The organism is Longimicrobium sp., from assembly GCF_036280135.1.
Classification (GTDB): domain Bacteria; phylum Gemmatimonadota; class Gemmatimonadetes; order Longimicrobiales; family Longimicrobiaceae; genus Longimicrobium.
Window position 1 is genome coordinate 1 of record NZ_DASURI010000848.1, and the last position, 2970, is coordinate 2970.

Genomic DNA, 2970 nt, shown 5'->3' on the forward strand with positions numbered 1-2970 from the left:
CCCTGCCCCCGCTTCGCGGGGGAGGGGGAGAACTACAGTATGGTGTGGGGGCTGCCTTCACGCACTGATCTCGCCCTGAGAACAACCCCTCCCCCGAAGTTGGGGGAGGGGTCGCCGGCCGTTGCGAGGAACGAGCAAAAAGGCTGGCGGGGGAGAGGGCCCCCGTCGCGCAGCGACGGCCCGCCGTTGCAGGCTGTCCCCTGTAACCCGCAGTTGCAGGCTATTCCCTATTCCCTGTTCCCTATTCCCTATTCCCTGCAGTTCACGCCATCGCCATCCCGTACCGCGCCGCGCCCAGCAGCGCCGCCCGCGGCTCCAGGATCACGTGCACGGGGATGTTCTCCATCAGCGGCGACATGGGTCCCTTTTGCCGAAAGCCCTCGCGGAACGCGCGGCCCCGCAGCACGGGAAGGATGCGCGGCGGAATGCCGCCCCCCAGGTACACGCCGCCCGTCGCCAGGCCGCGCAGGGCCGCGTTGCCCGCCTCCGCGCCCAGGATGGCCGCCAGCAGACGCAGCGTGCGTCGGCAGACGGGGCAGCCGCGCTCGCCGTGCATCCCCCCGTCCACGATGGCGGGCGTCACGTCGCCGCCGGCGGCCAGGCGCGCGGCCAGCCAGGGCGGCGGCGGCTCCGTGGAGCGCGCGGCCAGGAAGCGGTAGAGGGCCGCGATCCCCATCCCCGAGCAGACGCGCTCGTAGCTCACGTGATCGTGCACCCGCGCCAGCTCCGCCAGCAGCCGCCGCTGCAGGGCGCCCCGCGGCGCGAAGTCCGTGTGGCCGCCCTCCGTGGGGAGGGAGAGGAATCCGCCGTCGGCCGTCGGCACCAGCAGCGCCTCGCCCAGGCCGGTGCCCACGGAGACGACGGCCCGCACGCCGTTGGGCTCCGCCTGGCCGGGAAGGAGCTCCGTCACCTGGTCCGGGCGCAGGTGGGGGACGGCGAACGCCGTGGCCTGCAGGTCGTTCACCAGCAGCACGCGCTCCACGCCCATCACCCCCGCCAGGCACCGCTCGTCCAGGCGCCACGGCAGGTTGGTGATGTCGGCCCGTCCCTCGATCACGGGCCCCGCCACGCTGAACGCCGCCCGGGCCAGGGGCGCGGGGTGGGCCGCGCGGAACGCCGCCAGCACCGTCTCCAGCGACGCGTACTCGCGGCTGGGGAACACGGCCTCGGCCACGATCTCCGCCGCGCCGCCCGCCTGGCGCACCAGGGCCAGCACCGTCTTGGTGCCGCCGACGTCGCCGGCCAGCAGCAGTCCGTCTCCCGCCGGCGCTCCGGACGACGACGCGGCGCCGATGGACGCGCCGGGCTGCGGATCAGAGACGGGGAAGGGGCCGGAAACGGGCAAGGGCAGGGGCGCGGGCGTGGTGGATTCGGGCCGCGTCCGCACCGGAGGGAGGGGGACGCGGCGGGTCCTGGATTTGTCAGGTTTGTTGACAAACGCGCTGCGCAGAATAAACGTAGTGGGACGCCTCCGCAACCCCTTCGTTGCTGACAGGTAACGTTTCCACCGTGGCGGGCACAGGCCCTCCGGCGAGGTCGTCCCGGCGTCGTTTCGGCGGCCGGAACGGCGTCCGAGGTGGATTTTGGAAGCGCGACGAACAATATTCATCGTCCCGCCTCCCGGACGGCTTTCCGCGACCGCGCGCCGGCGTGCCTCCGTCGCCCCATCCCAGCCTGGGTTTTCCGTGCGAAAGATCGACCCCCGCAACTTCCAGCGCGCCACGCGCACCACCACCAAGGAGATCAACCGGCAGATCGTTCTGAACCTGGTGCGCGAGTACCAGCCCATCAGCCGCGCGGACCTGGCGCGGCGGATGGAGGTGGCGCGCGGCATCGTCACCCCGCTGGTGAACGAGCTCATCGACCAGGGGCTGCTGGTGGAGGGCGCGACGGGCGCGTCGCCGCGGGGCCGCAAGCCCACGCTGCTGCACGTGCGCTCCCACGACCGGCTGGCGGTGGCCGTGGACGTGCGGCTGAGCGAGACGCAGCTCATGCTCAGCGACTTCAGCGGACGGCCGCTGGCCACGGAGATCCTCACGACGCCCGAGGACCCGGACGAGCTCGTGCTGGCGCTCACTGCGCGCATCCGGCGGCTGCTGGACGCGCACGGGGCCGCCGGCGTGTGCGAGGGCGTGGGCCTCGTGGTCCCGGGGATGGTGGACAGCGCGTCGGGCAAGCTGGTGCACGCGCCCACGCTGGGCTGGCGGGACGTGGACCTGCGCAGCGCGCTGGAGATTGCCGTGGGGCTTCCCGTGCACATCGAGCGCGACGCCGTGGCGTGCGCCCTGGCGCAGATGTGGATGGGGCAGGGGGCCGAGGGCGCGGCGGACAGCTTTGCCTACGTCACCTTCAGCGACGGCGTGGGCGCGGGGCTGGTGATGGGGGGCAACGTGGTGCGCGGCCACCGTGACGCGGCGGGCGAGTTCGGGCACATCCCGCTGTCGCTGGACGGGCCGGCGTGCCTGTGCGGGTCGCGCGGGTGCTGGGAGGCGTATACGAGCAACCAGGCCGTCGTGGCGCGCTATCTGGGCCGCGAGCTGTCCACGCGCGACAGCTACGCGCAGGTGCGCGAGACGCGGCTCACGGTGGCCGACGTGGTGGCCCGTGCCCGCGCCGGGGACGACGGCGCGCGGACGGCGCTGGAGCTCACGGGGCGGTACATCGGCCTGGGGCTGTCCGCCATCGTGAACGCGCTGAACCCGGCGCGGCTCATCGTGGGCGGGGAGATCGCGGGCGGATGGGACCTGATTCGCCCGGCGGTGCTGCAGTCGCTGGCGGAGCGCACGCTTACGCAGGGCACGGCGGCCACCCCCGTGATCCCCGAGCCCCACGACCCGCAGACGCGCCTGCGCGGCGCCGCCGCCCTCGTCGTGGCTCCCGTCTTCGCCGCGCCGGAGGTGGGATAAAAGGAGCGATCCCGCACTCCTCGTCCCCATGCAGTTCACCCCCTCCCCCGCGAAGCGGGGGCAG

The 2970-nt window shown here is 73.4% G+C and carries 2 protein-coding genes; one reads left to right on the forward strand and one right to left on the reverse strand.

The features are described from left to right. Nucleotides 1-262: 262 nt before the first annotated feature. On the reverse strand, nucleotides 263-1345 hold the full coding sequence (gene glk, locus VFZ20_RS27500) for a glucokinase (protein ID WP_329687165.1): 1083 nt from the start codon (nucleotides 1343-1345) through the stop codon (nucleotides 263-265). A gap of 340 nt (nucleotides 1346-1685) precedes the next feature. Here glk and VFZ20_RS27505 point away from each other — a divergent pair, with 340 nt between their 5' ends. Further along, on the forward strand, nucleotides 1686-2906 hold the full coding sequence (locus tag VFZ20_RS27505) for an ROK family transcriptional regulator (RefSeq protein ID WP_329687166.1): 1221 nt from the start codon (nucleotides 1686-1688) through the stop codon (nucleotides 2904-2906). The last annotated feature ends 64 nt before the right edge of the window (nucleotides 2907-2970 follow it).